We start from the raw sequence: 23,236 nt of genomic DNA, 5'->3' as shown, positions 1-23,236 counted from the left end.
CTTATTTGACTACGGGTTGATATACCAGCTTCACACCGTTTTTCAAAACAAGAACATACGCGCCTGTACCATCAGGTGCTTGAACCAACTCCATCGCCCCTGCTGTCAGGGTTCCAGCGGGTCCGCGCCCCGCCAAAGGGGTGTCGCTCATCAGCGAGGTGCGGTCCAATGCCGCCGTCATCGCATCGGTTTCCAAGGTATATCCTGTGGATGTGGTGATCAAAACACCTCCGTCCATCGCAAAAACCCTGGCCGCCGTATCAAACTCGCCGCGCGCTGCGACCAATTGGGTGCTGGCCCCGTCAGGCGTGTCAAGATCCGCTACAAGAGAGGTGGCACTAGCGGCAGCCCCGTTTGCCTGTTCGGGCCGGGCCTCGCTTGCCGCAATCGTCAGGGCGGCGCCATCATCGGTCACGCCCGCCCATGTCGGGTTGGTCAATCGCGGCTGGCGGACGCGGTCTTTGACATCGACCTCGGCAAAGGGGATGGCATCGGACGGGTCAATCGTGCGCGATACCAGAAATAACGTCGATAGGATCGCCAATGCCAGCAAGGGCAGCGCGACCTTTAGCCATGCAACGGCGGTCGAGTGGAAATTATCATGGCCCGTCATGGCACCCTCGAACACAAAGCGATTTCGGCCACCATAGGCGCGGCTGGCTGGCAGGCCAAGCCTTGCCCTTGGCGGCGGCGTTCCTCCGCCTAGTGGTGATAAATATCCAGCGGCTCATCATATCCCATCAGGTCCAGTTCCGCGCGGGTTGGCAGAAAATGGAACAGGCGCAGGGCAAGGTCCAAACGGTCCTCACGGATCAAACGCGCCTCCAGCGCCTCTTTCAATTTGTGCAGGTAAAGAACGTCTGACGCGGCATAATCTTTTTGCGCCTCGGTCAGCTGGGCCGCGCCCCAATCTGACGTTTGTTGCTGTTTGGAAACATCCACCCCGACCAGTTCCTGAAGCAGGTATTTCAGGCCATGCCTGTCGGTAAAAGTCCGCACCAAACGGGACGCGATTTTCGTGCACCAAACGGGGGCCGTGACCACGCCAAACGCGTTTTGAAGGGCCGCCACATCGAACCGGCCAAAATGGAACAGCTTGGTCACGGCAGGGTCGGTCAAAAGCCGTTCCAAATTCGGGGCCGAGGTCTGGCCTTTGGAAATCTGAACCAAATGGGCGTTCCCATCGCCCGAAGAAAGCTGGACCACGCAAAGCCTGTCGCGGCGTGGATCAAGGCCCATCGTTTCGGTATCAATCGCGACGATTTTGCCAAGGTCAAGGCCGTCTGGCAGGTCATTTTGGTGCAGGTGAATGGTCATCAGGCAGGGCTTTCCGATTGGATCGAGTTGCCCGCTTATAGGGCTGGCAGGATTGAAATGCCAAGGGATTGCAGAAAGGAAGGGTTTACGAAACCGGACCAATCGCCGATGCTTGGTAATACTGGCCCGCGTGTCCACGAAAATGACCGCGCGCGAACATTTTTGTAACCTGTTGATATACATATATATATCTGTTTCTGTTAACTGAATTTTAATGCGTACACAACGGGGCAAAGCGGGGTTTTGAAAGGGAAGAGTGATGGCGGTTTCGGTTGTGATGTTGGGGGCGTCTGGGGCTGTGGGCGGGCAGGCGCTGACGCAAGCACTGGCGCTGCCGGATGTGGCGCAGATCACCAGTTTGGGGCGGCGGGTTTTGCCCCTGTCCAATCCCAAACTGCACCAAGAGGTGGTCGATGTATTCGACCCCACAAGCTATGCCGCGCATCTGGCAGGGCACAGAGCCGCGATTTGCACCTTTGGCGTGGGCGAGCCATCCAAGGTAAGCCGAGAGGAATTTTTGCACGTTGATAAAACCGCCGTGCTGGAGTTTGCGTCGGCCTGCAAAGCGGCGGGCGTGCAGCATTTTTCACTACTGTCATCGGTGGGGGTGTCATCACGGTCACGGTCCTATTTCCTGCGCAGCAAGGGCGAGCTGGAGGACGGGCTGCGCTGGTTGGAGTTTGAACGCCTTAGCCTGTTTCACCCGTCAATAATTTTGACGCCGACCAACCGTTACGGGCTGTCGCAAGGGATTATCCTGAAGGTCTGGCCCCTGCTGACCCCTGTTTTGCAAGGCGGATTGCGCAAGTTTCGGGGGGTTGAGGTGGCCAAACTGGGGGCCGCGATGGCGCGCAATGTTGTGCGGGCGGGTGACGGTGAGGAGGTTTTGGAGTGGGACGGGATTATGGGGCTGGCGGGGCGAAAGTAGTCGTTCTTGATCAAAACAAGTGGATCGCATTGGCAGACGCTTTGGATCAGCCTGAAAAATATCCTGAGACTTACGACATTTTGTTAAACATTGTTCGTTTGGCACAAGAAGGAGGTGCGGTCTTTCCGTTATGTCAAACAACCATATTTGAGACGGAAAGAATAGAAAATCCAAAGCGCCGCCGCAGTCGGTCTTATGTTCAATGTTTGGTTAGCCAAGGAAAAGTAATTGTTGGGCGAGCGATCCAAAGAAAATGGCAAGTGCAAACGGTGCTGTGCAAAGCATTTTCGTTGCCAAGTCCTGTCCTTGAGGAATTTTGGTTTTTATCCGATCTTCACTGGGAGGCAACAGCGCCAATTGAGATGCTGATCGACGGTTATCAGTTGTCGGATGCTGTATTGAAATCTATAAAAGTTGACCCTGCTGGCGCATTTTTTTCCTATATTAATGATCGAGATCCAGACGTCAGAAGCGAAGGCTTGCGGCGTTATTCAGAGGGTATGGGGAAAATGTTGATTACCATTCAAGACCGTAGAGAGCGGTTTGCGTTGGAAACCTTGTCGATGCGGCGAAGGGCAATGAGTGCACAAATGTGGATGGACAACCAAGATCATTTTTGGGCTGAAGTGGACGCTTTGGGAATACCTACCGCTGAGTTTAAGGCGATAGCGGCTTCTGTTTTTAAAGACTTTATTCGAGGCGTGCCGTGGCTCCACATAGAGAGGGAGATGGCTTTGGTTTTAGAGGCTGAGCCACAGCCGTTAATAGAAAACGATTCTAGAGATATAGAGTTGATGTGTGCTTCACTTGCCTATGCAGACGTAATCATCGCTGAAAACGCAAGCATAAGTTGGGCGAAGCAAGCAGGATTAGACCGCAAGTATTCAACCCTCTTGTCCAGTGATTTGAAAGATTTAGTCCCTTCCATTTGCCGCTAATGTGGCTGGATTACCAAGAGGGAAGAGAGACGGGGTGAACCCCGACACATGGCCGATATAAGGGCGGTATTGCACCGCCCTTTTTTGGTATGCGTAGGGTGGGTGGAACCCACCGCCCGTTCACCCCCGTAGCGTGCCGCCTGTGGCTTTGCTGACCTTTTCGATGATCTTGGCCGACACGGCCTCGATGTCTTTGTCGGTCAGGGTGGCGGTGGTGGGTTGCAGGCGCACGGTCAGGGCGATGGATTTCTTGCCTGCGCCCATTTGCGCCTGCGCCTTTTCGCCGGTGAACTGGTCAAACAGCTGCACGCTGGCGATCAGGGCTTTATCGGCACCGATGGCGGCGTTCAGGGCGGTTAGGGCCTCGACATTCGCATCCACCACAAAGGCGAAATCGCGGTCTACGGGTTGCAGGGCGTTCAGCGCCAAGGCGGGGCGCAGGGTGGTTTTGGTTTTGGGCTGCGGGACGTTCGCGGGATAGACGGTAAAGCCCATGACAGGGCCTTTCAGGTCCATTTCCGCCACGATGCGGGGGTGAATTTCGCCGTAGGTGGCCAGCGTGTTGGGGCCAAGGCCGATGGTGCCTGCGCGGCCCGGGTGGAACCAAGCTGGCACTTTGCGGTTGATTTGCGCACGGGTTGGGGCACCAAGGGCGGCCAGAACCGCCTCGGCATCGGCCTTGGCATCATAGATATCAGCGGGGCGGCGCGACCCGTAAGGGTCACGCGGGGCCATGTGGCCGATAAGGATGCCTGCGGCCTGGGTGTGTTGTTCGCCCGGTTCGCCGCCGCTGAAAGCTGGGCCAACCTCGGCCAGTTGCAGGTCCATGAAGCCGCGGGCCTGATTGCGGGCGGCGGCGCGCAGAAGGCCCGGCAAAAGGTCGGGGCGCAGGTGCGACATTTCGGATGAGATGGGGTTATCGACGCGTACGGCATCGGTGCCGCCGCCAAACAGGGTAGCGGATTGGTGGTCGATGAAGCTGTAGGTGACGCATTCATTGTAACCGAGGGCGGCCAAGGTGCGGCGGGCAGCGCGTTCGCGAATTTGGGCGGCGGTCAGGATAGGGGCAGGGACGCCGGACTGGGTGCGCGCCAAGGGTTTGCCGACCAGTTTCGAGAGCGAGGCGATGCGGGCGATTTCCTCGACCAAGTCAGCCTCGCCCAGCACATCGGGGCGCCAGGAGGGGGGGGTTGCGAGGTTGCCTGTGAGGGCAAAACCAAGGGCCGTTAGGGTTTGGCGCTGGGTTGATTCGGGGATGTCCATGCCGACGAGAGAGCCTGTGCGGGCGGGGTCGAATTTATACTGGCGGGTGGTGTTGATGGCGGCGCCGTCACTGGTGATGTCGGACGCCTCGCCCCCACACAGATCGAGGATCATTTGCGTGGCGGCATGGAGGCCTAGCAGGGTGAAGGCCGGGTCGACGCCGCGTTCGAACCGGTAGCGGGCATCGGAGTTGATTTTCAGCGCGCGGCCGGTGGCGGCGATGGTGATCGGGTCCCAATAGGCGGATTCAAGGAACACATCGGTGGTGGTGTCGGTGCAGCCGGAATGTTCGCCGCCCATGATACCGGCGAGGGATTCCGGGCCATTGTCATCGGCGATGACCATTTGGGTTGGGGTCAGGGTGTAGGTTTTGCCATCGAGCGCCAGCAGGGTTTCGCCTGCTTGCGCGGGGCGAATGTGGAGGTTGCCCACAACCTTGGCCGCGTCAAACACGTGCAAGGGGCGGTTTAGGCCGATGGTGAAATAGTTGGTGATATCAACGAGTGCGGAAATGGGGCGCAGGCCGATTGCGCGCAGGCGGGCTTGCATCCATGCAGGCGAGGGGCTGTTTTTGACGCCACGGATCAGGCGGCCTGCGAAATGCGGGGCGGCCTTGGGTTTCAGGTCAGCGTCGATTGTCACGGTGATCGGGCAAGGAAAACTGCCTTTGATTTCGGGGATATCAAGGGTTTTGAGCGTGCCAAGGCCACGGGCGGCAAGGTCACGGGCAAGGCCGCGCACGCCAAGGCCATCGGGGCGGTTGGGAGTGATTTTCACGTAGATCATCGGGTCATTGACGCCGCGATAGTCGATAAAGCGTTCGCCCAAGGGCGCATCGGCGGGCAAATCAATAATGCCGTCATGATCGTCCGACAGCATGAGTTCGCGTTCGGAACACAGCATCCCGTTGCTGTCGACGCCGCGAATATTGCCGGGTTTCAGGTCTACGCCGGTTCCGGGAACATGGGTGCCGACGGGCGCGAACACACCAACCAACCCCGTGCGCGCATTCGGGGCACCGCAGACAACCTGCACTTCCTCCGGCGCGCCATCGGGACCGTTGGGATAGGTTTCCACGCGGCACAGGCGCAAACGGTCGGCATTGGGGTGCTGAACCGCCTCGATCACGCGGCAGATGCGGAACGCGCCAAGCGTATCGGCGGGGTTTTCAACGCCTTCCACCTCATGCCCCAGATCGGTCAGGGCAAACAGGATGTCGTCAAGTGACGCGGTGTTGTCGAGATGATCCTTGAGCCAGGACAGGGTGAATTTCATGGCAGGGCTCCAATGCTGAGGCGCGGTTGTTCGGGTCGGCGGTTTCATTCTGCGGGGCGCAATAACAGGAGAAAGCCCCCATTCGCGCAAAGTTTAGACAAATTTCGCATACAAGATGCAGGGGTATTTGGAAAGGTTGGTACGATTATGTCAGGCGATTGGAAAGACCGGATCGCGGGAATTAAGCGCATTGTGCTTGCGCTGGGGGTCATGAGCCTGTGCGGCGTGGCGAGCCAAGAGTTTGGGCTTCAGCCTGCCGAGACGGATCCGAACAGGGTTGAGACGCGCAACGCGCAGTATGAAGACTGTTCTGCCGATGCACGTGCTAGCAAGTTGAAAACATTTGGCTGTGCGGTGGTGTTGAAGGCCAAGGTCAAAACTTCGTCTATCCGGTTTTTGAGCGCCACGCGCGAGGATGCGGGTGCCCGCAACACGGGTGGCCCGGTGTTCAAGCGGCCCGAGGCCAAGTAGCCCACCGCCCGCTTGGGCGAAAATCCGATATTGCCGTGCAGGGCGTTTCTAAACTGGAAACGGCGTGTTGCCCATTTTTTGCGGGGAAATGCGGTTTTGTTAACCCAAACTCGTGTAGAAGCCCTTGGATGGACAAGTGGCTTGAAATTCCCAAGGACCGTACGCGCCTGCCTGTTGGGCGGTTGTGCCTTATCCTTGCGCTGACAATTTTGCTGCTGTTCGTGGTTGCCGGGCGCAAGACGACAGTTTTGGCGGAGCTGGGCACCTTGGTTTTAGGGCTTGCCTAAACCGGGCAGTTCCACCGATTCAATCGGATATGTCATTGGGCAGCGCAGCCTGACCTTGCAGGAAGGGCAGGCTGTGGGCGGTGGGGTTGGTCAAATGCGCCACGAGCCACGGCAAGGCCCGTTCGGACAGGATTTCCATAGGCTGGTCGAGGGCTGAGGGATCGTCAAAGACATCCAGATAGGTAAGGGTTCCTGCCTCGCCGGATTGAGGTGCGCTGGGCGGATAAAACCGCGCTAGGCGGACAAAATCATCTTGCGCCCAAGGGCCATGCGGGGCCTCGTCAAGCGGTTGAAATCCGAGATTTACATAGCTTTCAAACCCGTAGCGGCTGCGTTGAAGGTGGATCGAGACGATGCCGAGATTACCGGTTTTGGCCCATGATTTGGCCTTTTTGGTAAAGCCATGCGTCTGTGCCACAGTATCAATTGCCGCAAGAATGGTTTTTACGGCGGCTTCGCGTTTGTTGGGAAATTCGGGGTCATGGGCGGCGATATGCATGCGCACGCCTGTGTCGATGAAATCACGGCTTGGCTGCAAGTCGGCGCGGGCCTGTTCACAAGCGGCCGTGCTGGCGGCAAGGACGTGAACATCTCTGGCGGGCACGGGTGGCGTGGGGGAGACGGGTTTGGGCAAAAAGGCGCGAAGCCATCTGGGCAGGGGCATGGTTTGGGCCTTTGTCAGACTGTTTGGCGCAAGCTTGCACGGATTGCGCCGTTTTGAAAAGCGGGAAGGGGCGGCGCAGAAAGGGGGGCTGTTTGCCCCCCCCCTACAGGGTTTGCCGCAGGGGCAAACCCTTTCTCCCCGAGGATATTTGTATCGAAAAGAAAGCGGGGGTTATTTTAGGGGGAGGCAGATTTCGGTTACGAGCTCTGCTGGATCGGTGGTGCGGGGAGAGTTGATATAAACCTCATAGCTGGGTTGGCCGGAGGGGTGTTGGCCCGATTGTGCCAGCCAGTCGCCATAGAGATAGGTGTAGGCGGTTGGCAGGCCGGAGTAGGGGCCGGTAAAGCGCAGAACGGCGTGGGGGCCGGTGGGCAGGGTGATGGGTTGCAGGGGCGTGTCGCAGGGCACGGTTTTGGGCGCTGTGACGGCGGCGAAAGAGCGAAGGTTGGGGGCGGCGGTTTTGGACGGATCATCGTAGAAGATTGCGACCATTTGGCGGGTTTTATCTGTGAGGTCGCGGGTATCCAGCAGATCAAACAGTTTTGCGTAGGTATCCGAAAGCTGCTGGTAGTCGCCTGTATGGGGCAGCCCGACCAGATTGCGCGAGCGGAGTTTCTTGACGGTGACGGGGAACATGGTTTGTCCTTTGGGTAAGCGAGCTTTGCACCAGTTTGACACAAATTTGCGGCGGGCACAGGGTTATGTGAGGCCGAAAGGCGTGGTCAGTTGCATTTGGGCTGCCCAAGCGTCATATAACGCAGGAATGCGAGAGCGGAGATCCAGATGAACTATCTTGAGTTTGAAAAGCCGTTGGCCGAAATTGAGGGCAAGGCGGAAGAGCTGCGCGCGATGGCGCGGTCCAACAAACAGATGGATGTGGAAAAGGAAGCGGCGCAGCTGGATGCGAAAGCCGCGACGATGCTGCGCGATTTGTACAAGGGCTTGACGCCTTGGCAGAAATGCCTTGTGGCGCGGCATCCGGACCGGCCGCATTGCAAGGAATACATCGAGGCGTTGTTTACCGAATATACGCCGCTGGCGGGCGACCGGAACTTTGCTGATGATCATGCTGTGATGGGCGGATTGGCGCGGTTCAATGATATGCCGGTCATGGTGATTGGCCATGAGAAGGGCAATGACACCAAAAGCCGGATTGAACGTAATTTTGGCATGGCGCGGCCTGAGGGATATCGCAAGGCCGTGCGCCTGTTGGATATGGCGCATCGGTTCGGGTTGCCTGTGATCACGCTGGTGGATACGCCCGGCGCCTATCCCGGCAAAGGGGCCGAGGAGCGGGGGCAGGCCGAGGCGATTGCGCGGTCGACGCAGAAATGCCTGACCGTGGGTGTGCCGCTGGTATCGGTAATTATTGGCGAAGGCGGATCGGGTGGGGCGGTTGCCTTTGCCACGGCGAACCGCATCGCGATGTTGGAGCATTCGGTTTATTCGGTGATCTCGCCCGAGGGCTGCGCCAGTATTTTGTGGAAGGATTCCGACAAAATGCGCGAGGCGGCGGAGGCGTTGCGGCTGACTGCGCAGGATTTGCAAAAGCTGGGGGTGATTGATCGGATTGTGGCCGAGCCTATGGGTGGGGCGCAGCGTGGGCGGCGTGATGCGATTGCGGCTGTTGGCAAGGCGGTTGAGACGATGCTGGGCGAGATGGCAGGCATGAAGCCCGCTGCGTTGATCAAGGATCGTCGGGCCAAGTTTATTGCGATGGGGTCCAAAGGGTTGGCCGCGTAAATGGGGGCCTGGCCTGCGTTGGTTCTGGCTGGTATCTTCGAGATTGGCTGGGCGCTGGGGTTGAAATATTCGAACGGATTTACCAAGCTGGGGCCGTCTGTTTTGACGGTGTTGGGGGCTGTTGCCAGCTTTTGGTTGTTAAGCCATGCGATGAAAACGCTGCCCGTTGGCACCGCCTATGCGGTTTGGGTGGGGATCGGCACGGTGGGCACCGCCACGCTGGCCGTGGTGCTGTTTGGTGAGCCGGCGAATGCCGCGCGGATTGCCGGGATCGGGTTGATCGTGGCGGGGATCGTTGCGCTGAAGCTGGCTTAGACGTAGCGCCGTATTTCACAGTTTTTCATGTCGAACCCTGCGAGAGAGCGGAAGGTGTTGCAATGACCTACAATCGCCAAGGGGCGGGGGTGGGTGTTGGCCAATGTGTCGCGAAAATTGGTAATGCGGGCGTGAAAGAGGTCTTCGGGTTCTTCGGGCACGCCGTTGGGGTTTTGGGGGCCGTTGTGCCACCAGACATCAGGCAGGTGCGTGAAATTCAGCTCGGGGAATTCGGCAGCCAGCAGTTCGGGGCTGCGGCCCATGTCGCAGCTGTGGGAAAGGTGTTCGACCGGACCAGCGGAGACAGTGATGGGCGCGATGCCGTCAAAGATGATTTTGGCGGTTTGGATGGCGCGGGTCAGGGGCGTGCAGATGACGTGCTGAATGCCAAGATGTGAGGCCTGTTCGCGGGCGGCGAGGGCTTGTTGCTTGCCCAGCTCGGTCAGAGGTGCGTCAAAGATCAGCGGGTCGGGGCCGCCGTCTGTATGGGCTGCGTTGAACTCGGACTGGCCGTGGCGGATTAGGTAGATGGGCATTGGAAGGCTTTCATCGGTGGTTACGCCCGGACGCTAGGGCCAAGACCGCTGCAGTGCAATGCAAAAAGGCAGAGGTTTGACCCCCTGCCCAGCCCGCACGGATGCGAGCGGTTTAATGCGCCATAAACACAGGAACCGAGGCGGTTTCCAGCATGTTGCGGGTCGCGCCGCCAAGGATTGCTTCGCGGAACCGCGAATGGCCATAGGCCCCCATGACCAGCATGTCGGCATTCACATCGCTGCAATGGCGCGCAAGCACGTCCGAGATGCGGGGCATGGTGCGGGCGAGGACCGACACCTCGGCTTTGACCCCGTGGCGGACCAGCATTTGGCACAACGCCCCGCCGGGATCGGACCGTTCTGGGCCGTGTTGCGGTGGGTCGATGATGGTGATCCAGACATGATCGGCCTTTTTCAGAAATGGCAAAGCGCGGCGAATGGCATTCATCGCCTCGCGGCTTTGGTTCCATGCAATGATGACGCGTTTGCCGATATTGGTGGCATCAAGGGCTGCATCTGGCAGAATTAGTACGGGCGATTGCCCTTCGAACATCGCTGATTCGACAATCGCCTCTTCCTCATCCCCGTGATTTTCGCCGTATGGTTTGGTGAGGACGACCAGATCGGCAAAGCGCGAGCGTAGGGCGATCAGATCGGCCAAGCCACCAATCATCGCAATTGCGCCTTCGGATGACCAGCGCAGCGAAGGGCCGGCGGCATCGGCCGCCTTGCGAATAGCGGCTTCGACGGCTTTTACATCGGCGGTTGCGTTTTCTTGGGCGGCCTGCATCACAATGGCACTGGCCCCGATATAGGAATAGCCGAGCTGGGCGCGATCAACCCCAAGGGCAAGCGCCTCAAGATGGCCATCTTCGGCGATGGCAAGCGACGCGGCGGTGGCAAAAGTTTGCGGCGCGCGGACGGGATCGGCACAAATGGTTAGAATTGATTTGTAAGCCATGAGCGTAACCTCCTGCTGTGACATTACAACACGCTACCGCTGCGCCGCAGAATGTGCTTTGATCAAGGTCAAGAATTAGGTGTTGATTCATTGATGTGGATCAAAGCGGTAATCCGCTCAGCCGTTCAGAAGCAACATGTCAACGAATACTCGGCCGAATCTTTTTGGACCGGGACAGGACAAAGGGACGCAAAATGTGGGATTACATTAAACTGATCGTGCTGGGTCTGATCGCGGTACTGGCCGCGATTGCAGCCAATTACGCGCGCGATCCAGCTTATTTGGTCAATGTGCTGACGATCATGCTTGTGGCGGGGGGGCTGTTTTTGTGGTCCGTGCGCCGCGTGGGTGAGCCAAAGCTGGTTGCATCAGAGAAAGAGTATTTTGACGGCGTTGTACGCGCGGGCGTGATTGCAACGGCGTTTTGGGGTGTGACAGGGTTTTTGGTTGGCGTTTGGATCGCCTTCCAGCTGGCCTTTCCAAGCCTGAACTTTGAATGGGCGCAGGGCTATGCCAACTTTGGCCGCTTGCGGCCTTTGCACACATCGGCAGTGATCTTTGCCTTTGGTGGCAACGCGCTGATTGCGACCAGTTTCTATGTTGTGCAACGCACGAGTGCGGCACGGCTGTGGGGCGGGAACCTGGGTTGGTTCGTGTTCTGGGGATACCAGTTGGTGATCGTGCTGGCCGCAACTGGCTATCTGTTGGGTGCCACACAGTCCAAAGAATATGCTGAACCAGAGTGGATGACCGACTGGTGGTTGACGATTGTCTGGCTTGCCTATCTGGCCGTGTTCGTTGGCACGCTGGTGAAACGCAAAGAACCACATATCTATGTGGCGAACTGGTTTTATCTATCGTTCATCATCACTGTGGCGATGCTGCATGTGTTTAATAACCTGTCCATTCCGGTATCGCTGTTTGGGTCGAAGTCGGTTCAGGTGTTCAGCGGTGTGCAGGATGCGATGGTGCAGTGGTGGTATGGCCACAATGCCGTGGGCTTTTTCCTGACCGCCGGTTTCCTTGGGATGATGTATTACTTTGTGCCGAAACAGGCGGAACGCCCTGTGTTTTCGTACAAGCTGTCGATCATCCACTTTTGGGCGCTGATCTTCCTCTATATCTGGGCTGGTCCGCACCACTTGCACTATACCGCGCTGCCGGATTGGGCATCAACGTTGGGCATGGTGTTTTCGATCATGCTGTGGATGCCAAGCTGGGGTGGGATGATCAACGGTCTGATGACGCTGTCTGGTGCATGGGACAAGTTGCGCACCGATCCGATTATTCGGATGATGGTCGTGTCCATCGGTTTTTATGGCATGTCGACCTTTGAAGGGCCGATGATGTCAATCAAAGCGGTGAACAGCCTGTCACACTATACCGACTGGACCATTGGTCACGTGCATTCCGGTGCGCTGGGCTGGAACGGGATGATCACTTTTGGCGCGCTTTACTATCTGACGCCAAAGCTGTGGAACCGTTCAGGGCTATATAGCCTGAAGCTGGTCAGCTGGCACTTTTGGCTGGCGACAATCGGGATCGTTTTGTACGCGTCCTCGATGTGGGTCACCGGCATCATGGAAGGCCTGATGTGGCGTGAAGTGGATGCAAACGGGTTCCTGGTGAACGCATTTGCCGACACGGTTGCGGCCAAGTTCCCGATGTATGTGGTGCGCGGTATGGGCGGGGTTATGTTCCTGACCGGCGCGTTGATCATGTGCTACAACCTGTGGATGACCGTGAAAGCACAGCCCGAACGGGCCAGTGACAACGCGTTCGTTCCTGCTGAATAACCGGAGGCGAAAATGGGAATTCTTGACAAACATAAGGTCATTGAGACCAACGCCTCGCTGCTTTTGGTGCTGTCTTTCTTGGTGGTGACAATTGGTGGTTTGGTGCAGATCGTGCCGCTGTTCTATCTGGAGAACACGATTGAAAAGGTGGAAGGGGTTCGCCCCTACACCCCACTGGAGCTGGCCGGACGTGACATTTACGTTCGTGAGGGCTGCTATGTCTGCCACAGCCAGATGATCCGCCCGATGCGTGACGAGGTGGAGCGTTATGGCCACTATTCACTGGCGGCGGAGTCGATGTATGACCACCCGTTCCAATGGGGGTCCAAGCGCACCGGGCCAGACCTTGCCCGCGTGGGTGAGCGGTATTCGGACGCGTGGCATGTGGACCACCTGACCAACCCGCAATCGGTTGTGCCGGAATCGGTGATGCCGAAATATGGCTTCCTGACGAACAAGGTGATTGACGGCAAGTATATTGAAGACAGCATGAAAGTGCATCGTATCGTAGGTGTGCCTTACACCGACGAGATGATGGAAAATGCTGTGGCCGATTTCAAAGTGCAGGCCAATCCTGATGGCGATTATGACGGGTTGGTAGAGCGTTATGGCAAGGCAACGGTCCGCAACTATGATGGCACGCCTGCTTTGACAGAAATGGATGCGCTGATTGCGTATTTGCAAGTGTTGGGCACGATGGTTGATTTTTCGACCTTCCAGCCTGATGCAAGCCGGTAAGGGGGCCAGATATGGATACCTATAGCCTGTTGCGCGAATTCGCTGATAGCTGGATGTTGTTGTTCCTGACGTTGGTGTTCACGGCGGTGATTGTCTGGGCGTTTCGCCCCGGCAGCCGCAAGGTTCACGATGAGATTGCAGCATCCATCTTTCGCAATGATGACAAGCCCGCCGCAGCGGCGGATAATTCCGAGGAGGCGCGGACATGAGTAAGCACCCCAAAAACCAAGCGGGCCCCGGCCCCAGATCCAAAACCCACCAAGAGGGTGATCCGAACACTACGGGTCACAGCTGGGACGGGATTGAGGAATTCGACAACCCGATGCCGCGTTGGTGGCTGTGGACGTTTTACGTCTGCATCGCCTGGGCGCTGATCTATTCCATCGCCTATCCGGCATGGCCGATGATCAGCCGCGCAACACCCGGTCTGTTGGGTGCCTCGACCCGCGCCGATGTTGCGGCCGAGATTCAGGAGTTTTCGGACCGGAACGGGCCAATCCGCGCCAAGCTGGAAGCGGCCGAGTTGACGGAGATTGCCAGCGATCCAGAGCTGGCGGATTTTGCCAACAACGCCGGTGCCGCTGTGTTCCGGACATGGTGCGCACAGTGCCACGGGTCGGGCGCGGCGGGGGTTCAGGCCTCGGGCTATCCGAACCTGTTGGATGATGACTGGATCTGGGGCGGCGATATTGAGGCGATCCACACGACGATCACCCACGGTATTCGCAACACCACGGATGAAGATGCCCGCATTTCTGACATGCCGCGCTTTGGCGTAGACGAGTTGCTGGAAAAGCCGCAGATCGACGAGGTTGTGCAGCATGTGCTGGCGATTTCTGGTCAAGAGCATGATGCAGCGATGGCAACCGCCGGCGCTGTGGTGTTCGAGGAAAACTGCGCTGCCTGTCACGGCGAAGCAGGCGAAGGCAACCGCGATCTGGGCGCGCCGAATCTGTCGGATGCGATCTGGCTTTATGGTGGTGATGTGGCGGCTTTGACCCACACGGTCGTGTATTCGCGGGCGGGGGCAATGCCAAACTGGAACACGCGCCTGTCCGAAGCCGATATTCGCGCCGTTGCAACCTATGTGCACGGTCTTGGCGGCGGCGAGTAAGCGCTGTTAAAGCTGGAAAACTTTGGGCCCTCCGGTTAACGCTGGGGGGCTTTTTTATGTTTCGGGGGTTATTTTTGGACGCGTTGCTGGCCGAAATTCGGGCCTGTCAGATTTGCCAAGGGTTGCCACTTGGGCCGCGCCCGTTGGTGCAGGCAAGTGCGATGGCGTGGTTGCTGGCTGCGATGCCGGATATAAAGTTGGTGCTTGTGATCGGGCGGTATGCCGTGGCGTGCCATTTGCCCGATTCCAAGGCGCTGCCCTTGGCCAAACTGGTGCGCGGTGTTGAACGCCATGACTTGCGGGTTTTGCCCCACCCGAGCCCGCGCAATAGACGCTGGTTGCGGCAAAACCCTTGGTTCGAGGCGGATGTATTGCCAAAGTTGCGGGCTCAGGTTGCCAGCTTGATGGCCGAAACCCCGTTCTGACGCCTGAAAAAGGCCAGACGTGCGCAGATGCCGCAGGGGTGATATGGTGTAAACTCGTATCTGCAATGCGATATTGATTCAGGTCAAAGCAGGTGTCCCACGGATGCGGGATACCAAAGCCTGAAATGATGCCGGAGTAGAACCGTGAGCAGCCCAGACACCGAACCCAAGAGCCTGTACCAAAAACGCGAACCGATCTTTCCGCGCCGTGTTTCGGGGGCGTTTCGCAACCTGAAATGGTGGCTAATGGCATTTACGCTGGGGGTTTACTATATCACGCCCTGGATTCGCTGGGACCGGGGGCCAAGCCTGCCGGACCAAGCGGTGTTGATTGACATGGCGAACCGCCGATTCTTTTTCTTTATGATCGAGATTTGGCCGCATGAGTTTTACTTTGTCGCGGGCCTGCTGATTATGGCGGGCTTGGGGCTGTTTTTGTTCACAAGCGCTGCGGGGCGGGTTTGGTGTGGCTATGCCTGCCCGCAAACGGTGTGGACCGACCTGTTTATTCTGGTGGAACGCTGGGTCGAAGGCGACCGAAACGCGCGGCTGCGCCTGCACCGTAGCAAATGGAACGGTGAGAAGATTCGCAAGACGGCTGTGAAATGGTCGGCATGGCTGTTGATTGCCGTGGCGACAGGTGGGGCTTGGGTGTTCTATTTCACCGATGCGCCAACTTTGGCGGTGAATTTGGTGTCGGGGCAGGCGCACCCTGTGGCCTATATTACCATTCTGGTGCTAACGGCGACGACCTTCTTTTTCGGCGGTTTTTTCCGCGAACAGATTTGCATTTATGCCTGTCCGTGGCCGCGCATTCAGGCCGCGATGATTGATGAGGATACGCTGACCATCAACTATCGTCATTGGCGCGGTGAGCCGCGGGGCAAGCTGCAAAAGGGCGAAGTGGTAGCCGACCAAGGCGATTGCATCGACTGCATGGCCTGCGTCAACGTCTGCCCGATGGGGATTGATATTCGAGACGGTCAGCAGATGGCCTGCATCACCTGCGGGCTGTGCATTGATGCCTGCAACGATGTGATGGATCGGATCGGCAAGCCACGCGACCTGATCGGCTATATGGCCCTGACAGATGAGGTGGCCGAGATTGCCGGCAAAGAGCCGAAGTCGGTGTGGAAGCACGTGTTTCGGGCGCGGACCATTATGTATACGACATTGTGGTCTGCCGTTGGCATCGGGCTGGTCGTTGCGTTGTTCATGCGGTCTGACATTGATGTGAACGTGACGCCTGTCCGCAATCCGACCTTTGTCACGCTGTCGGACGGGGCGATCCGCAACACCTATGACGTGCGGTTGCTGAACAAGCTGGGGCAGGACGAGGTGTTCCACTTGTCGCTGACAGCGGACGCACCGATGCGGATTTCGCTGGAAGGCACCCAAGAGCTGAGCGTGACGGTCAAAGCGAACGAGCAAAAGACCCAGCGGGTGTATATTGTCGCCGAGCCCGGATCGGCGGCGGCCACTGCAGACAGGACGGACCTGCGCCTGTGGATTGAACAAAACGGGTCCACCAATCGGGTGTACCATGACACGATCTTTAACGGCAAAGGGAAGTAACGATGAAAAATGCACAGATAACCGTTTGGGGATTGGTATGATTGGCGATATTTCCTTTGTGACTTTCATCACCCGCCCCGAGGTTTTGTTCTCGTTCGGGCTGGTGGCGGTCGTCATTTTGATTGGTGTTGTTTTCAGCCGTATCGCGCTGACGGGCTCCAAGGTTTTTGGACTTGTGTCGCTGTTCTTTGGCGTTGTGATTGTGGCAAATCTGATCATGGCCAATCGGGCGATTTCTACGTTTCCGGGGCTAGAGGTCAGCAATTCCTATGTTGCCAGCCAAAGTTTTGACGCCGATCGTGCGGCGCAAAATGATTTGGGTTGGGTGCTTGTGCCGGAATATGACAACGTCGGTAAAGAGCTGCGGTTGGCCTTTACCGATCGTACCGGCTTTCCGGCTGCGGTGGTCAACCTTGAGGTCATGGTAGGGCGCGCAACCGAGGCGAGTGACGATACCCGTCCAAAATTCGTGAGCGAGGCGGGGGTGTTCGTGGCACCTTTGGATCTGCAAATCGGCAAATGGATGATGCAGGTCGAGGCGAAGGCCGCTGATGGCACGGCGTTTCGCCAGCGCATTGACCTGTTGGTAAGGAACTGAGCAATGGCACTGGCAGACGGTTATGATGCGGGCCATGTAAGCCCATCGGCATGCCCCGCCTGCGCCGTTGCCCCCTCGGCCGAGCGTTTGGCCGAACTGTCGCGCCCCGTATCCGCGCGGTTGATGCTGTCCTTGCCCACCGCGCATTGTGCCGCCTGCATGTCGACCGTGGAAAACGGGCTGCAAGCGGTGCCGGGCGTGCAATCGGCGCGGGTCAACCTGACCTTGCGCCGCGTCAGTGTGGATGCCGATCCCGAGGTGACAGCCGAAAGCCTGATCCCTATTCTGGCTGGGCTGGGCTATGAGGCGCATGAGTTGGACCCCGGCCTGCTGTCAGCGACCGAGACCGACAAGCAAGGCCGTGAGTTGCTGATGCGGCTGGGTGTGGCTGGGTTTGCCATGATGAACGTGATGCTGCTGTCTGTTGCCGTGTGGTCGGGCGCGGGTGATGCGACGCGTGATTTGTTCCATTGGATTTCGGCGGCGATTGCTTTGCCCACAGTCGTTTTCGCAGGCCAGCCGTTTTTCAAATCGGCCTGGGCCAGCCTGAGGGTTGGGCGTTTGGGCATGGATGTTCCAATCTCGCTGGCCATCATCCTCGCCTCGTCCATTAGCTTGTTTGAGACGTTCAATTCCGGCCATCACGCCTATTTCGACGCCGCCGTTATGCTGGTGTTTTTCCTGCTTGCCGGTCGCTATCTGGATCATCGCACCCGCGCCGTGGCCCGTTCCGCAGCCGAGGAACTGGCCGCATTGGAAGTGCCGCGTGCAATCCGTGTGGTGGACGGGGTTGAAGAAACCGTGACTATTTCGGCGCTGGCTGTGGGTGATACGGTGCGCGTGCGCCCCGGCGGTCGGATGCCGGTGGACGGCGAGGTGATCAGCGGGATGTCTGAAGTGGACCGGTCCTTGCTGACCGGCGAAAGTCTGCCTGCGGTGGCGGGCCCTGGCACGATGGTTGCAGCAGGCGAGATCAACTTGACAGGGCCGCTTATGGTGCGTGTCATTGCCGCTGGGCGCGACAGCAGCCTGCACCGCATGGCCGATCTGGTCGCCGTCGCCGAAAGCACCAAGACGAAATATACCAGCCTTGCCGAACGTGCGGCGCGCGCCTATTCGCCGCTGGTGCATTTGCTTTCCTTTGGGGCCTTTGGGTATTGGATGTGGGCGACGGGCGGCGATCTGCGCTATGCGATCAATATCTCGGCCGCGGTGCTGATTATCACCTGCCCTTGCGCCTTGGGCCTAGCGGTGCCAGCCGTGGTGACGGCGGCAAGCGGCAAGCTGTTTCGCAAAGGCTTGCTGATCAAGGACGGCACGGCGCTGGAACGGCTGGCCGAGGTGGATTATGTGGTGTTCGACAAAACCGGCACCCTCACACTGGGCACGCCGACACCGACCAATCTTGACATGCTGCCGCAGGATGCGCTTGCCGTCGCAGCAGGGCTTGCTGCGGGCTCATCGCACCCATTGGCCGTCGCGCTGACCCGAGCTGTAACGGGCCAACCCGCGCCATTAACCGATCTGCGCGAGGTACCTGGCTATGGGATCGAGGCCCGTTTGAACGGTGAAACCGTGCGCTTGGGTCGCGCCGAATGGGTGGGCGCCGCGCCTGCTGATGAAACCGCGACCTATGTCTTGGTTGCCGGCGAAACCCATGCGATCAAGTTTGCCGATAAGCTGCGCCCCGGTGCGGAAACCGCAGTCGCTGCGATGAAGGCGGCGGGCCTACGCTTGATGCTGCTATCAGGCGATGCAAGCGCCCCCGTCGCGGATTTGGCAACAAGGCTTGGAATAACGGAATTCGCTGCGGGTAAACTGCCCGCCGAAAAGGTGGCCCAAGTGCGCGCCTTGCAAGACCAAGGCCATAAAGTGCTTATGATCGGTGACGGGCTGAATGATACAGCTGCACTCGCGCAGGCCTATGTTTCCATCTCGCCTGCATCCGCACTGGATGCGGCGCGCACAGCGTCGGATATTGTGCTCTTGGGTCAGGATATGGCCCCAGTGGCCGATGCTTTGCGCATCGCCAAGCAATCGACCCGACGCATCCGCGAAAACTTTGGTTTATCAGCTGCATATAACGTCGTAGCGGTACCCTTGGCGCTAATGGGTTTGGCCACGCCTTTGCTTGCAGCCTTGGCGATGTCGGTGTCTTCGATTACCGTGTCCTTGAACGCATTGCGCCTAAGGTAGAAAAAATGGAAATCTTGACCATCCTGATTCCCGTCTCACTGCTCCTTGGCGGTATCGGCCTACTGGCATTTTTTTGGGCACTAAAAACCAAACAGTTTGAAGACCCCCAAGGCGACGCAGCGCGCATCTTGAAAACCGATTACGACGACCACCCGAAACCCTGATCCGCTTTCTTTTCGGCAAAAGTATCCCACGGGGGTCTGGGGGTGTGCAACCCCCAGCGGCTGGTCGGCTTACTCGCCGTATGGCACCCAGACCGTCTTTACCTCGGTGGCGGCGCGCAAAAACGCGCGCCCCTCGGCGCGATCCCAATCGGTCGCGCGGCCGTTATTTACCCAGGTGCGCTTCAAATTGCCAGCCGCTTCACGCTCGACCACGGCCGAAAGGTCTGCCGCGCCAAAGCACCAAACCGCATCTACGTCCATATGGCTTGCCAAAGGTTTCGCCAGATCGCCATGCGGACCGGTGACGATGTTAACCACCCCAGCGGGCAGGTCGGATGTATCAAGCACTTGGTACAGGTCGGTCGCGGCAAGCGGAAAGGCCTGCGATGGCACCAACACGCAAGTGTTGCCCATTGCAATCGCGGGGGCCATCAGGCTGATCAACCCTAACAAGGGTGCTTCATTAGGGCAAATCGCGCCGATCACACCGCAAGGTTCATGCATCGCCAGCGCCACGCCACGCATCGGCACCGACTTTACCGCGCCGTCAAATTTGTCGGCCCAGGCGGCATAGGTGAACAGTCGCGCGATACTGGTCTCTACCTCGGCCGCGCCCGATTTTCCGGTCATATCCTTTAACCGCTCCGCAAATTCATCCGTGCGGGCCGACAGGTTCTCTGCGATGTAATACAATATCTGCGCGCGCAGATGGGCGGTGGTTTTGCCCCAGCCTTTCGCGGCTTGTGCCGCCTCAACCGCGTTGCGAATGTCTTTGCGATTGCCGATCCCCACATGGCCCAGCAGCTTGCCGCGTGGTGACCAGATTGCCTGCGAATACCCGCCATCGGGGCGGGCTTGTTTGCCGCCGATATAAAGTTTGGCGGTGCGGTCAAGGCCCGAAATCTCAGCATTTTTGGGTTCGGGCAAAGCGGTAGTAGGTTTCAGCGGTTTCGCATCGCCTTTGGTGCGCAGATAGGCCAGCAGCCCTTCCCAGCCGCCTTCACGGCCAAAGCCGCTTTCGCGTACCCCGCCAAAGCCTGCGGCGGCGTCGAACATGTTGCTGCCGTTGATCCAAACCACACCGGCCTTAACCTTGGGCGCAATATCCAGCGCAAGGTTGATGTTCTCGCTCCAGATGCTCGCTGCAAGCCCGTAGCGCGAGTTGTTGGCAATCTCCACCGCCTCAACAGGCGTGCGGAAGGTCATCGACACCAGCACGGGGCCAAAGACTTCCTCTTGCATCAAAGGGCTGGCAGAGCCGAGGCCGGTGATGAGGGTCGGCGGGTAGAAGCAGCCTGTGGGGCACGGGATTTGGTATTTCTCACCCTCGCTTGCATCAACCATCGCGGTGATTTGGGCCAGTTGCACCGGGTCCACGATCGCGCCCACGTCGATGCATTTGTCCATCGGGTCGCCGATGCGCAAACCGTCCATGCGGGCGCGCAGTTTGGTGTGGAAACGGTCGGCCACGCCTTCTTGGACCAACAGGCGGCTGCCTGCACAGCAGACTTGACCACCGTTGAACCAAATCGCATCGACCAGCCCTTCGACCGCGCTATCCAGATCGGCATCGTCAAACACGATATAGGGGGATTTTCCGCCCAGTTCCAAGGTCAGCGCCTTGCCCGTACCTGCAGTGGCCTGCCGGATTTTGCGGCCAACACTGGTGCTGCCGGTAAAGGCGATTTTATTGACATCGGGGTGGTCGACCAAGGCCGCACCTGTGGCACCGTCACCTGTGACCACGTTTAACACCCCCGCGGGCAGGCCTGCTTCTCGGCTGAGATGCGCGAACAACAGAGCGGTCAGCGGGGTATATTCTGCGGGTTTCAGGACCACCGTATTGCCTGCGGCCAAGGCGGGTGCGACCTTCCATGCCAGCATCAGCAAAGGGAAGTTCCACGGGATCACCGCGCCGCAGACGCCCAAGGGTTCCATATCGGGCTGTTCCGAGGACAGCAGTTGCGCAAGCCCTGCGTGGTAATAGAAATGACGGGCGACAAGAGGGATGTCGATGTCACGCGACTCGCGGATCGGTTTGCCATTGTCCAAGGTTTCTGTGACGGCCAGCAAGCGGCTGTGTTTTTGCACCAGTCGGGCCAGCGCATAAAGATAGGCCGCGCGTTTATGGGCGGGCAGTTTGGCCCATTTGGGTTGGGCGCGGCGGGCAGCGGCCACGGCTGTGTCAATGTCGGCAGCGCTGCCTTGGCTCACTTGCGCCAAGGGTTTGCCCGTGGCGGGGTTATTGGTGGCGAATGTGTCACCCGCTGCGGTGAAGGTGCCATTGATCCAGTGGCCAAAGGGGGCATGGGCGGTGATCCATGCCGTTGCCTCGGTCGCGCTTTCAGGGGCGGGACCGTAAGACATGGAATTGAAAATCTCTTTGACTGTCATAGCATCACCCGATTGCGTGGCGGTTGGCGGCGGAATAGGCGCCGGTGACGTGGTGTTCCAACTGGCGTTCAATATCGCCCAGCAGGGACGACGCACCAAAGCGAAACAGGTCGGGCTGCACCCAAGGCAGGCCCAATTCATCGCGCATCATCGACAGGTAGACCAGCGCGTCCTTGGCCTTGGAAATGCCACCTGCGGGTTTGTACCCGACCTTGATGCCCGTCCTGTCCTGATAATCACGGATCGCGCGGATCATGGTTAGGGTCACGGGCAAAGTGGCGTTCACGGGTTCCTTGCCGGTCGAGGTTTTGATGAAATCGGCCCCCGCCATCATGCAAATCAGGGACGCGCGGGCCACGTTGCGCAGCGTGCCAAGTTCACCTGTAGCCAGGATCGCCTTGACATGGGCATCACCGCAAGCAGCGCGCATGGCGGCCATTTCATCATAGAGTGCCTGCCAGTTCTGGGTCAGCACATGGCGGCGGGAAATAACGATGTCGATCTCGCGGGCACCGGCGGCAACGCTCTCGCCAATCTCGGCAAGTCGTAAATGCAGGGGCGACAAGCCAGCGGGAAAACCGGTGGAGACGGCAGCCACGGGAATGCCCGACCCATCCAGCGCGCGCACAGCGGTTTCAACCATATCGTGATAGACGCAGACCGCGCCTACTGTCAGTCCCTCCATCCCCAGCGCGGCCAGCAGGTCTGGGCGCACGGGTTGGCGGGCCTTGATGCACAGGCGCAGTACGCGGCCAGCGGTATCATCGCCCGACAAGGTGGTCAGGTCGATGCAGGAAATCGCCTTGCACAGCCACGCGGCCTGATAGTCCTTTTTCACCGAACGCCGACCGGGCAAGGTAGCGGCGCGGCGCTCAATCGCGGATGTGTTGGCCTGTACGGATGCCACCCAATCCAGATCCAGCGGCATACCGTTATTGCGGGCATGGGTAAGCTGGGGCAGGTTTTGGGTCGCCTCACCCTGCAAGGGGATGTGTGGGGTGTCGGTATGCAAAGCAACCTCCGCTGATTGGATGGGTTGACCGTGCCACGCGGCATTACGGCTGGCAAGAGTGCCGCGCGGTCAGGGCAGCCGGAATTTTACCAATAGGTCAGATTTAGTGGTCGGATGGTGCCTGTGCAGGCGGTGTGACGCGGGTCATGACGGGCTGCATTTCCTTGGCCTCATCTTCAAACGTGGCCCAGCCGCGATCGGTTTTGGTATCTGGCAGGTCGGATTCTTTGCCAAACCGGTGCAGATGCGCCTTGGCGATGAAGTTTGCTGTGATGGGCGCGGTCAGCAGCAGGAACATGGTAATCAGCAGCTCATGCCAGCTGAGTGTGGCCTTAAAGATCCAGAAATACAGCATTGATGCGATCAGCACACCGCCTACGCCCAAGGTTGTGGCCTTGGTGGGTGCGTGCAGACGTGTCATCGTGTCGGGCAGTTTGATCAGGCCAATGCTGCCCACCAACCCAAAGATGCCCGCAGCAACCAGCAGTACGGAAATAACGATTTCGGCCAAAAATTCCATAGTCGT

25 protein-coding genes are annotated in these 23,236 nt (G+C 58.6%); 15 read left to right on the top strand and 10 right to left on the bottom strand.

Annotated features, from left to right (window positions below):
* Position 1: 1 nt before the first annotated feature.
* Together lptC and G560_RS0105295 are read right to left on the bottom strand one after the other, a co-directional pair.
* Positions 2-613: an LPS export ABC transporter periplasmic protein LptC gene (gene lptC / locus G560_RS0105300; RefSeq protein WP_022703271.1), complete on the bottom strand. Its 612-nt coding sequence runs from the start codon at positions 611-613 to the stop codon at positions 2-4.
* An 89-nt stretch (positions 614-702) separates the two neighbouring features.
* Entirely contained in the window at positions 703-1,317 is a 615-nt protein-coding gene (locus G560_RS0105295; RefSeq protein WP_022703270.1) for a ribonuclease D, read from the bottom strand.
* A gap of 259 nt (positions 1,318-1,576) precedes the next feature.
* Between G560_RS0105295 and G560_RS0105290 the strand changes: the two genes are divergently transcribed.
* Both G560_RS0105290 and G560_RS0105285 read left to right on the top strand, forming a co-directional pair.
* Positions 1,577-2,245: an NAD(P)H-binding protein gene (locus G560_RS0105290; protein WP_022703269.1), complete on the top strand. Its 669-nt coding sequence runs from the start codon at positions 1,577-1,579 to the stop codon at positions 2,243-2,245.
* The gene (locus tag G560_RS0105285; RefSeq protein WP_155947161.1) at positions 2,209-3,183 is read left to right on the top strand and encodes a hypothetical protein; all 975 of its coding nucleotides are present in this window, start codon (positions 2,209-2,211) and stop codon (positions 3,181-3,183) included. The genes G560_RS0105290 and G560_RS0105285 overlap by 37 nt, the downstream gene beginning before the upstream one ends.
* A 120-nt stretch (positions 3,184-3,303) precedes the next feature.
* Here the strand turns inward: G560_RS0105285 and pheT are convergent, their stop codons facing one another.
* Entirely contained in the window at positions 3,304-5,721 is a 2,418-nt protein-coding gene (pheT, locus tag G560_RS0105280; protein ID WP_022703267.1) for a phenylalanine--tRNA ligase subunit beta, read from the bottom strand.
* Positions 5,722-5,868: 147 nt separating this feature from the next.
* On the opposite strand from pheT, the gene G560_RS0105275 reads away from it, so the two are divergent.
* The gene (locus G560_RS0105275) at positions 5,869-6,192 is read left to right on the top strand and encodes a hypothetical protein (RefSeq protein ID WP_022703266.1); all 324 of its coding nucleotides are present in this window, start codon (positions 5,869-5,871) and stop codon (positions 6,190-6,192) included.
* Positions 6,193-6,320: 128 nt separating this feature from the next.
* Positions 6,321-6,479 (top strand): hypothetical protein, encoded by a 159-nt coding sequence (locus tag G560_RS20950; RefSeq protein ID WP_022703265.1) that lies wholly within the window; start codon positions 6,321-6,323, stop codon positions 6,477-6,479.
* A 19-nt stretch (positions 6,480-6,498) separates the two neighbouring features.
* Here G560_RS20950 and G560_RS0105265 read toward each other — a convergent pair whose 3' ends face one another.
* Positions 6,499-7,143 carry a DUF4304 domain-containing protein gene (locus G560_RS0105265; protein ID WP_155947159.1) on the bottom strand — a complete coding sequence of 215 codons (645 nt, stop codon included), beginning with the start codon at positions 7,141-7,143 and terminating at the stop codon, positions 6,499-6,501.
* Positions 7,144-7,314: 171 nt separating this feature from the next.
* Positions 7,315-7,779, bottom strand: coding sequence for an AraC family transcriptional regulator (locus tag G560_RS0105255; protein ID WP_022703262.1), 465 nt, complete (start codon positions 7,777-7,779; stop codon positions 7,315-7,317).
* A gap of 147 nt (positions 7,780-7,926) precedes the next feature.
* Here G560_RS0105255 and G560_RS0105250 point away from each other — a divergent pair, with 147 nt between their 5' ends.
* Both G560_RS0105250 and G560_RS0105245 read left to right on the top strand, forming a co-directional pair.
* The gene (locus tag G560_RS0105250; protein WP_022703261.1) at positions 7,927-8,886 is read left to right on the top strand and encodes an acetyl-CoA carboxylase carboxyltransferase subunit alpha; all 960 of its coding nucleotides are present in this window, start codon (positions 7,927-7,929) and stop codon (positions 8,884-8,886) included.
* Positions 8,887-9,201 (top strand): DMT family transporter, encoded by a 315-nt coding sequence (locus tag G560_RS0105245; protein WP_022703260.1) that lies wholly within the window; start codon positions 8,887-8,889, stop codon positions 9,199-9,201.
* Here the strand turns inward: G560_RS0105245 and G560_RS0105240 are convergent.
* Both G560_RS0105240 and G560_RS0105235 read right to left on the bottom strand, forming a co-directional pair.
* Positions 9,198-9,737, bottom strand: a complete 540-nt coding sequence (locus G560_RS0105240) for a histidine phosphatase family protein (RefSeq protein ID WP_022703259.1) — start codon at positions 9,735-9,737, stop codon at positions 9,198-9,200. The genes G560_RS0105245 and G560_RS0105240 overlap by 4 nt on opposite strands.
* A 112-nt stretch (positions 9,738-9,849) precedes the next feature.
* Complete coding sequence (locus tag G560_RS0105235; RefSeq protein ID WP_028913752.1) at positions 9,850-10,698, bottom strand: universal stress protein; 849 nt, start codon at positions 10,696-10,698, stop codon at positions 9,850-9,852.
* A gap of 194 nt (positions 10,699-10,892) precedes the next feature.
* Here G560_RS0105235 and ccoN point away from each other — a divergent pair, with 194 nt between their 5' ends.
* The 9 genes from ccoN to ccoS all read left to right on the top strand — a co-directional run bounded on the left by ccoN (position 10,893) and on the right by ccoS (position 19,304).
* Positions 10,893-12,494 carry a cytochrome-c oxidase, cbb3-type subunit I gene (gene ccoN / locus G560_RS0105230; protein ID WP_022703257.1) on the top strand — a complete coding sequence of 534 codons (1,602 nt, stop codon included), beginning with the start codon at positions 10,893-10,895 and terminating at the stop codon, positions 12,492-12,494.
* Positions 12,495-12,506: 12 nt separating this feature from the next.
* Positions 12,507-13,232 (top strand): cytochrome-c oxidase, cbb3-type subunit II, encoded by a 726-nt coding sequence (gene ccoO, locus G560_RS0105225; protein WP_022703256.1) that lies wholly within the window; start codon positions 12,507-12,509, stop codon positions 13,230-13,232.
* Between the two features lie 11 nt (positions 13,233-13,243).
* Positions 13,244-13,441 (top strand): CcoQ/FixQ family Cbb3-type cytochrome c oxidase assembly chaperone, encoded by a 198-nt coding sequence (locus G560_RS0105220; RefSeq protein ID WP_022703255.1) that lies wholly within the window; start codon positions 13,244-13,246, stop codon positions 13,439-13,441.
* On the top strand, positions 13,438-14,346 hold the full coding sequence (gene ccoP / locus G560_RS18630; RefSeq protein ID WP_022703254.1) for a cytochrome-c oxidase, cbb3-type subunit III: 909 nt from the start codon (positions 13,438-13,440) through the stop codon (positions 14,344-14,346). The genes G560_RS0105220 and ccoP overlap by 4 nt, the downstream gene beginning before the upstream one ends.
* A gap of 56 nt (positions 14,347-14,402) precedes the next feature.
* On the top strand, positions 14,403-14,771 hold the full coding sequence (locus G560_RS18625; protein ID WP_022703253.1) for a uracil-DNA glycosylase family protein: 369 nt from the start codon (positions 14,403-14,405) through the stop codon (positions 14,769-14,771).
* Positions 14,772-14,915: 144 nt separating this feature from the next.
* Positions 14,916-16,346: a cytochrome c oxidase accessory protein CcoG gene (gene ccoG, locus G560_RS0105205; protein ID WP_022703252.1), complete on the top strand. Its 1,431-nt coding sequence runs from the start codon at positions 14,916-14,918 to the stop codon at positions 16,344-16,346.
* 37 nt (positions 16,347-16,383) lie between these two features.
* Complete coding sequence (locus tag G560_RS0105200; RefSeq protein WP_022703251.1) at positions 16,384-16,944, top strand: FixH family protein; 561 nt, start codon at positions 16,384-16,386, stop codon at positions 16,942-16,944.
* Between the two features lie 3 nt (positions 16,945-16,947).
* Positions 16,948-19,140 carry a heavy metal translocating P-type ATPase gene (locus G560_RS0105195; protein ID WP_022703250.1) on the top strand — a complete coding sequence of 731 codons (2,193 nt, stop codon included), beginning with the start codon at positions 16,948-16,950 and terminating at the stop codon, positions 19,138-19,140.
* Positions 19,141-19,145: 5 nt separating this feature from the next.
* Entirely contained in the window at positions 19,146-19,304 is a 159-nt protein-coding gene (gene ccoS, locus G560_RS0105190; protein WP_022703249.1) for a cbb3-type cytochrome oxidase assembly protein CcoS, read from the top strand.
* Between the two features lie 69 nt (positions 19,305-19,373).
* On the opposite strand, the gene G560_RS0105185 is transcribed toward ccoS, so the two are convergent.
* The 3 genes from G560_RS0105185 to G560_RS18620 all read right to left on the bottom strand — a co-directional run bounded on the left by G560_RS0105185 (position 19,374) and on the right by G560_RS18620 (position 23,230).
* On the bottom strand, positions 19,374-21,698 hold the full coding sequence (locus tag G560_RS0105185; RefSeq protein WP_022703248.1) for an aldehyde dehydrogenase family protein: 2,325 nt from the start codon (positions 21,696-21,698) through the stop codon (positions 19,374-19,376).
* A gap of 4 nt (positions 21,699-21,702) precedes the next feature.
* A complete protein-coding gene (deoC, locus tag G560_RS0105180; protein ID WP_028913750.1) occupies positions 21,703-22,689 on the bottom strand; it encodes a deoxyribose-phosphate aldolase in 987 nt (328 codons plus the stop codon).
* A 124-nt stretch (positions 22,690-22,813) separates the two neighbouring features.
* On the bottom strand, positions 22,814-23,230 hold the full coding sequence (locus tag G560_RS18620; protein ID WP_022703246.1) for a Na+/H+ antiporter subunit G: 417 nt from the start codon (positions 23,228-23,230) through the stop codon (positions 22,814-22,816).
* Positions 23,231-23,236 lie beyond the last annotated feature (6 nt).

It is taken from the genome of Pseudorhodobacter ferrugineus DSM 5888 (genome assembly GCF_000420745.1).
Lineage (GTDB): Bacteria > Pseudomonadota > Alphaproteobacteria > Rhodobacterales > Rhodobacteraceae > Pseudorhodobacter > Pseudorhodobacter ferrugineus.
The sequence above is the reverse complement of the archived record's forward strand: the minus strand, read 5'-3'. Positions and strand labels throughout refer to the sequence as shown.